This is a genomic window from Streptomyces sp. NPDC045955, from assembly GCF_056430805.1.
Genome location: NZ_JBWKKY010000016.1, coordinates 171,717 through 178,386, shown reverse-complemented (window position 1 = coordinate 178,386; position 6,670 = coordinate 171,717). Strand labels below are relative to the sequence as shown.

Annotated in this window: 6 protein-coding genes; 5 read left to right on the top strand and 1 reads right to left on the bottom strand. The window is 68.3% G+C overall.

All coding sequences use genetic code 11. The annotated features are described in order from the left end of the window. Positions 1-359 precede the first annotated feature (359 nt). The gene (locus AC07F0_RS29590; RefSeq protein WP_478983098.1) at positions 360-938 is read left to right on the top strand and encodes a hypothetical protein; all 579 of its coding nucleotides are present in this window, start codon (positions 360-362) and stop codon (positions 936-938) included. 59 nt (positions 939-997) lie between these two features. Here the strand turns inward: AC07F0_RS29590 and AC07F0_RS29585 are convergent, their stop codons facing one another. Then, on the bottom strand, positions 998-1,303 hold the full coding sequence (locus AC07F0_RS29585) for a ferredoxin (RefSeq protein WP_391086785.1): 306 nt from the start codon (positions 1,301-1,303) through the stop codon (positions 998-1,000). 246 nt (positions 1,304-1,549) lie between these two features. Here AC07F0_RS29585 and arc point away from each other — a divergent pair, with 246 nt between their 5' ends. From arc to prcB, 4 genes are all read left to right on the top strand, one after another. Continuing rightward, a complete protein-coding gene (gene arc, locus AC07F0_RS29580; protein ID WP_356925541.1) occupies positions 1,550-3,316 on the top strand; it encodes a proteasome ATPase in 1,767 nt (588 codons plus the stop codon). Positions 3,317-3,550: 234 nt separating this feature from the next. Continuing rightward, complete coding sequence (dop, locus tag AC07F0_RS29575) at positions 3,551-5,062, top strand: depupylase/deamidase Dop (RefSeq protein WP_010045351.1); 1,512 nt, start codon at positions 3,551-3,553, stop codon at positions 5,060-5,062. A 178-nt stretch (positions 5,063-5,240) separates the two neighbouring features. Further along, on the top strand, positions 5,241-5,459 hold the full coding sequence (locus AC07F0_RS29570) for a ubiquitin-like protein Pup (protein WP_436727352.1): 219 nt from the start codon (positions 5,241-5,243) through the stop codon (positions 5,457-5,459). Between the two features lie 334 nt (positions 5,460-5,793). Continuing rightward, positions 5,794-6,639 (top strand): proteasome subunit beta, encoded by an 846-nt coding sequence (gene prcB / locus AC07F0_RS29565; RefSeq protein WP_436727353.1) that lies wholly within the window; start codon positions 5,794-5,796, stop codon positions 6,637-6,639. The last annotated feature ends 31 nt before the right edge of the window (positions 6,640-6,670 follow it).

Genomic DNA, 6,670 nt, shown 5'->3' with positions numbered 1-6,670 from the left:
CCCCCCCCCCCCCCCCCCCCCCCCCCCCCCCCCCCCCCCCCCCCCCCCCCCCCCCCCCCCCCCCCCCCCCCCCCCCCCCCCCCCCCCCCCCCCCGTACCGTTGCCCCGGGCCGCCGCGACGGGTGAACCAGCGCGTGTCTCCCCACATGACCTGAAACAGGCCTCCGGCGGCCCGCCTTGCCGGGGTGACGCCGTCTCGCAGCGGCCCGAGCCGGCACCCGTCCGCTGAGACGGCGGCAGGGACCGTAACCCTTCCGACTTCCCCGGCACAGGACCTGCACACCCCGCCGTTCCCTCTCGGTGTGACGTGTGGCACCATCTTGGCCACCCACCGGCACAGCCCTCAGGAGACACTCCTAGTGCAGCCTTCCGCCGTCCCGGAGCTCGCTCACACCCACACCCGCCCCATCCACTGGCTCGCCACCGCGACAGCCGTCGCCGGCGTCGTGGCCCTCTCCTCGCTCTTCCAGCCGGGCGCGGCCACGGCGGCCCAGCCGTCCGCCCCCGAGACCAGGAGCGCGCCGGCGAACGTGGCGGCGCCCGACCCGGCCGCGGTGGAGTTCCCCATCGAGTGCGGCCCGGTGAAGGCCGTGGTGGAGAAGAAGGCCTCCAGCGACCTCGACGGCGACGGCAACCCCGAGACGGTGGCCGTGGTCCACTGCGACTCCCCGATGGGCACCCCGCCGGACGGCGTGTACGTCCTCACCCGAGGCCGCGAGGGCGGCGCACCGCGTGTGGTGGCGGCGCTGCTCGACCCCAAGGACGGCACCACCGTCAGCGACTTCGCCGTACGCGACGGAGCCGTCACGGCCACTCTCCTCGGCTACTCGTCGCCCGATGTGCCGCGTTGCTGCCCCGATGTGCACAGCGACGCGAAATGGCGTTGGCACAACGGCGCGTTCGTGCGCTCGGCACCGGCCGGTGCCCGCAGCGTGTGAGGCCTCTGCGCCGCCACGTGTGAGATATCAGACAGTAGTAACGGAGCGTAGAGAAGTAGTCACTCCGCGTCTGGTCCGTAGACCTCGGTCCTGTCCGAAACTCGACGTACGTGGATGCAGTCGCCCGGACACTCCTTCGCCGAGTCGATCACGTCCGTGAGAAGCGGCAGCGGAACGGGCGTTGTCGCGCCCTTGTCCTGGAGCAACTCGTCGTCGGGGCTCTTCACATAGGCCAGACCGTCGATGTCCAGCTCGAACACCTCGGGCGCGTACTGGGCGCAGATGCCGTCACCGGTACACAGGTCCTGGTCGATCCAGACCTCCAGCGCCTCGCCGTCGACCCCGGCCTCCTGCTGCACGCTCATGTCTCCTGCCGTTTCATACGTCGAGCCGTGCCGGGAATCCGGCCAGCTCTGACGGGTGTTGAACGCTTCGACCCTACCTCCGGCTGGGTTCCAATCATGTTCGCTGGGTATTCCCCTGGCGTGAGGGAGAGCGCAAGGGTGAAGATCGGACACACCCCGACCGTCTTTGTGATCTAGGGGTTTCAATCGACACCCGCCCAGGTAGGGTCTGGAAGCGTCCAGCTCCCCTTGGAGGAGGTGAGGACCGTGGCAGCCCACGACGACGACATGAACCGCGGCATCCGCCCGGGACGCGGGTCCGACGACCCGGCCGGGCAGATCGCCTACCTTGAGCAGGAGATCGCCGTCCTGCGACGCAAGCTCGCCGACTCTCCGCGACACACGAGGATTCTCGAAGAGCGGATCGTCGAGCTGCAGACCAATCTGGCCGGCGTGTCCGCGCAGAACGAGCGGCTCGCCAACACGCTCCGTGAGGCCCGTGACCAGATCGTGGCCCTCAAGGAGGAAGTCGACCGGCTCGCGCAGCCGCCGGCCGGCTTCGGTGTCTTCCTGACGGCCAACGAGGACGGCACCGCCGACATCTTCACCGGCGGCCGCAAGCTCAGGGTGAACGTCAGCCCCAGCGTCGAGCTCGACGAGCTCCGGCGCGGCCAGGAAGTGATGCTCAACGAAGCGCTCAACGTGGTCGACGCCATGGAGTTCGAGCGCGTCGGCGACATCGTCACACTCAAGGAGATCCTCGAGGACGGCGAGCGGGCCCTGGTGCTCGGGCACACCGACGAGGAGCGGGTGGTACGGCTCGCCGAGCCGCTGCTGGACGTCACCATCCGCCCCGGCGACGCCCTGCTGCTCGAACCCCGCTCCGGCTACGTCTACGAGGTCGTGCCCAAGAGCGAGGTCGAGGAGCTCGTCCTCGAAGAGGTCCCCGACATCGGCTACGAGCAGATCGGCGGCCTGGGTGGCCAGATCGAGGCCATCCGCGACGCGGTCGAGCTCCCGTACCTCTACCCGGACCTGTTCAAGGAGCACGAACTGCGGCCGCCGAAGGGTGTCCTGCTGTACGGGCCCCCCGGATGCGGTAAGACCCTGATCGCCAAGGCCGTGGCCAACTCGCTGGCCAAGAAGGTCGCCGAGGTGACCGGCCAGGCCGCCGGCAAGAGCTTCTTCCTCAACATCAAGGGCCCCGAGCTTCTGAACAAGTACGTCGGTGAGACGGAGCGGCAGATCCGCCTCGTCTTCCAGCGGGCCCGTGAGAAGGCCAGCGAGGGCACCCCCGTCATCGTCTTCTTCGACGAGATGGAGTCCCTCTTCCGCACCCGTGGCTCCGGTGTCAGCTCGGACGTGGAGAACACCATCGTCCCGCAGCTGCTCGCCGAGATCGACGGTGTGGAGGGCCTGCAGAACGTGGTCGTGATCGGTGCCTCCAACCGTGAGGACATGATCGACCCCGCCATCCTGCGTCCCGGCCGGCTGGACGTGAAGATCAAGATCGAGCGTCCGGACGCCGAGGCGGCCAAGGACATCTTCGGCAAGTACCTCACCGAGCGCCTCCCGCTGCACAGCGAGGACCTCGCCGAGCACAGCGGGTCGAAGGCCGCCACGGTGCAGAGCATGATCCAGACGGCCGTCGAACAGATGTACGCCGAATCCGAGGAGAACCGCTTCCTGGAGGTCACCTACGCCAACGGCGACAAGGAAGTCCTCTACTTCAAGGACTTCAACTCCGGCGCCATGATCGAGAACATCGTGGGCCGCGCCAAGAAGATGGCGATCAAGGACTTCCTCGAGAAGAACCAGAAGGGACTCAGGGTCTCCCACCTCCTCCAGGCCTGCGTGGACGAGTTCAAGGAGAACGAGGACCTGCCCAACACCACCAACCCGGACGACTGGGCTCGAATCTCCGGCAAGAAGGGCGAACGGATCGTTTACATCCGTACGCTCATCACCGGAAAGCAGGGCGCGGACACCGGACGCTCCATCGACACGGTGGCGAACACCGGTCAGTACCTGTAAAAGGCAGGGCGGCTGCGGGTGCCCTCGGCGGGTACCCGCAGCCGACTGTTTTTCAGGCCACGGCTGGAGCAACGCAATGACGCAAATGATCTCCCCACCAGCGCAAAGGCGTTCTAGGCTCTTGCGTACCGCCACGTCGCGCAGTGCGGGGACGGGCACCGCACACGCAACCGAGCGCCAGCGGTATCTGAGTGGCGCCCACGACCGAGGGCGCCGCCGGGCAAGGAGGGCCGCATGACCGTACGGCGAGTAATGGGCATCGAGACGGAGTACGGAATCTCCGTCCCCGGCCACCCCAACGCCAATGCCATGCTCACCTCGTCCCAGATCGTGAACGCCTACGCGGCGGCGATGCACCGGGCCCGCCGGGCCCGCTGGGACTTCGAGGAGGAGAACCCGCTGCGGGACGCGCGAGGCTTCGACCTCGCCCGCGAGGCCGCCGACTCCAGCCAGCTCACCGACGAGGACATCGGCCTGGCCAATGTGATCCTCACCAACGGCGCACGGCTCTACGTCGACCACGCACACCCCGAGTACAGCGCCCCGGAGGTCACCAATCCGAGGGACGCCGTCCTCTGGGACAAGGCCGGCGAGCGGATCATGGCGGAGGCCGCGGAACGGGCCGCCCAGCTGCCCGGTGCCCAGCCGATCCACCTGTACAAGAACAACACCGACAACAAGGGCGCGTCCTACGGCACGCACGAGAACTACCTGATGAAGCGGGAGACCCCCTTCTCGGACATCGTGCGCCACCTGACGCCGTTCTTCGTCTCCCGCCAGGTCTTCACCGGCGCGGGCCGCGTCGGCATCGGCCAGGACGGGCACGAGCACGGCTTCCAGCTCAGCCAGCGGGCCGACTACTTCGAGGTCGAGGTCGGCCTGGAGACCACGCTCAAGCGCCCGATCATCAACACCCGCGACGAGCCGCACGCGGACGCCGAGAAGTACCGACGGCTGCACGTGATCATCGGTGACGCGAACCTGTCGGAGATCTCGACGTACCTCAAGCTGGGGACGACCTCCCTGGTCCTGTCGATGATCGAGGACGGTTTCATCGCCGTCGACCTGGCCGTCGACCAGCCCGTCCGCACCCTCCACCAGGTCTCGCACGACCCCTCCCTGAAGCGTCTGGTCACGCTGCGCAGCGGTCGTACGCTCACGGCGGTCCAGCTTCAGATGGAGTACTACGAGCTGGCGCGCAAGTACGTGGAGGAGCGCTTCGGCGCGGACGCCGACGACCAGACCAAGGACGTCCTCTCGCGCTGGGAGGACACCCTCACCCGTCTGGAGCACGACCCGATGAGCCTGGCCGGGGAGCTGGACTGGGTGGCCAAGCGGGAGCTCATGGAGGGCTACCGGCGCCGGGACAACCTCGACTGGGACGCGGCGCGGCTGCACCTGGTCGACCTCCAGTACGCCGACGTACGGCCCGAGAAGGGCCTGTACAACCGTCTGGTGGCCCGCGGGCGCATGAAGCGGCTGCTGGACGAGGCGGACGTCGAGCGGGCCCGTACGGCGCCGCCGGAGGACACGCGCGCCTACTTCCGCGGCCGCTGCCTGGAGCAGTACGCGGACGACGTGGCGGCGGCCTCCTGGGACTCGGTGATCTTCGACCTGCCGGGCCGGGATTCCCTCCAGCGCGTTCCAACCCTGGAACCGCTTCGCGGAACGCGTAATCACGTCAAGGAGCTTCTGGACCGCTGCCGCACGGCGGAAGACCTGGTCAGGGTCCTTTCGGGCGGGTGAGCGCGGTGAACGGGTACTCGGTTGGGGCCCGCCGGGCAGGGTGGAAAATCCCAGGTCCGGGAATCATCGAGGTGGTCCCCGTACGTTGGAGCAACAGCGGGGCCATTGTCAGACCCGGCGAGTAGGGTCTGATCTTGACCGAGCAACTGTGTCGGGCGAACCGAGCGGGGTGAGGGATATGGCGACCAAGGACACCGGCGGCGGACAGCAGAAGGCCACCCGGTCCACCGAGGAGGTCGAGGAGCAGGCGGCAGAGGCGCAGGCTTCGGAGGACGTCAAGGAGCGTCACGAGAAGCTGAACGACGACGTGGACTCGGTTCTGGACGAGATCGACGACGTCCTCGAGGAGAACGCCGAGGACTTCGTGCGGTCCTTCGTTCAAAAAGGTGGCCAGTAAGGCGCCTGAGCCTTCACTCCGAAGGTGAACGGGGTGTCGTGGTGACGGACGAGCCGAGCGCGGAGCGCTGCGCGCGGGGCACAGCAGGACGTGATGCCCCCGTGTGCGGCGCTCCGGGCGTCGGTGGCACCCGGAGCCCGGCGGCCTGCCGGGCGGTAGGCCGGCAAGTGCGGCGTGGCTCCCGCGGAGTTCGATTCGCCGGGCATGTGGATCACCGCCGAAGGACGGGTAGGGTCCGTGGCATACCGAGCCCCCGGCCGCAACCGGGCCGGGGTTGTTCCAAGGATCGGCCCGACGTCACAGGGCGGGCTGTCGCATACGTGGAAGGAATCGCGTGGAAGCCAACACTCGTAGCACCGGGCGTCTACCAGCTGCCTTCCTGACGCCAGGGTCTTCCTCCTTCATGGACTTTCTCTCCGATCACCAGCCGGAACTGCTGCCGGGCAACAAGAAGTTGCCGCCGGTGCAGGGCGCGATCGAGGCGCCGCACGGCACGACGATCGTGGCCGTGACGTTTCCCGGCGGCGTCGTCCTCGCCGGTGACCGGCGGGCCACCATGGGCAACGTCATCGCGCAGCGGGACATCGAGAAGGTCTTCCCGGCCGACGAGTACTCGGCCGTGGGCATCGCCGGCACGGCGGGTCTGGCCGTGGAGATGGTGAAGCTGTTCCAGCTGGAGCTGGAGCACTTCGAGAAGGTCGAGGGCGCTCAGCTGTCGCTGGAGGGCAAGGCGAACCGGCTGTCGACGATGATCCGCTCGAACCTCGCCATGGCCATGCAGGGGCTGGCCGTCGTCCCGCTGTTCGCCGGGTACGACGTGGACCGGGAGAAGGGCCGGATCTTCTCCTACGACGTCACGGGCGGGCGCTCCGAGGAGCAGAACTTCGCGGCCACCGGTTCCGGGTCGATCTTCGCTCGCGGCGCCATGAAGAAGCTCTTCCGGGACGACCTGAGCGAGGCCGAGGCCACGACGCTCGTGGTCCAGGCGCTCTACGACGCGGCAGACGACGACTCGGCGACCGGCGGTCCCGATGTCGCCCGCCGGATCTATCCCATCGTCACCGTGATCACCGAGGACGGCTACCGCCGGCTCTCCGAGAACGAGTCGTCCGAGATCGCGCGGTCGGTTCTGGAGCGGCGGCTGGAGCAGCCCGACGGTCCGCGGGCCGCGCTGCTGTGAGCAGCGGGCTGTCTTCGTGAGGGTGCTCCAG

Bases quoted from the DNA above. Each gene is read 5' to 3' on its own strand.
- AC07F0_RS29585 (WP_391086785.1), bottom strand. From the start codon at position 1,303: ATGAGCGTGCAGCAGGAGGCCGGGGTCGACGGCGAGGCGCTGGAGGTC.
- dop (WP_010045351.1), top strand. From the start codon at position 3,551: ATGACCGTACGGCGAGTAATGGGCATCGAGACGGAGTACGGAATCTCC.
- AC07F0_RS29570 (WP_436727352.1), top strand. From the start codon at position 5,241: ATGGCGACCAAGGACACCGGCGGCGGACAGCAGAAGGCCACCCGGTCC.